Source organism: Spirosoma pulveris, from assembly GCF_054781875.1.
On record NZ_BAAGTO010000070.1, the window covers coordinates 1 to 581 of the forward strand.

Genomic DNA, 581 nt, shown 5'->3' on the forward strand with positions numbered 1-581 from the left:
GTTGCCCCATTCGGACACCTTAGGATCATCCCCTGCCAGCGGGTCCCCTAAACGTTTCGTCGCTTGCCACGTCCTTCATCGCCATCAGAAGCCTTAGGCATCCCCCAGACGCCCTTTTGCTGCGTATCTACTTGCTTTACGTAGTTATCTTATCCAGACAGCCACTTTCGTGTCTGTCATCAGGAACTATCAGTCACCTGATAATCCCTTCTCTCTCTGTAGGTCAAAGAACATTTGGACCCGTATGGTCCAAGTGGAGAATAACGGATTCGAACCGTTGACCCCCTGCTTGCAAAGCAGGTGCTCTAGCCAACTGAGCTAATCCCCCATATGCTTGTACTTGTGGGCCTGCGTGGACTCGAACCACGGACCTCTACATTATCAGTGTAGCGCTCTAACCACCTGAGCTACAAGCCCAGTGCTTTGCATATTGACATCAAAGGAAACATTATTTGGCTCCAAAAAGGAGGTGTTCCAGCCGCACCTTCCGGTACGGCTACCTTGTTACGACTTAGCCCTAGTCACCGAGTTTACCCTTGCCCGGCTTCTAAACCGACCTTCAGGTCCCCCCAATTCCCATG

General features: G+C 51.6%; 2 tRNA genes and 2 rRNA genes. All 4 read right to left on the bottom strand.

What is annotated here, in order from left to right:
• A 23S ribosomal RNA gene (locus ACYVJM_RS32155) occupies positions 1-128 on the bottom strand; the annotation flags it as partial.
• A gap of 126 nt (positions 129-254) precedes the next feature.
• Positions 255-328: transfer RNA gene (locus ACYVJM_RS32160), tRNA-Ala, on the bottom strand.
• Between the two features lie 15 nt (positions 329-343).
• A tRNA-Ile gene (locus ACYVJM_RS32165) sits at positions 344-417 on the bottom strand.
• A 45-nt stretch (positions 418-462) separates the two neighbouring features.
• Positions 463-581, bottom strand: a 16S ribosomal RNA gene (locus ACYVJM_RS32170); the annotation flags it as partial.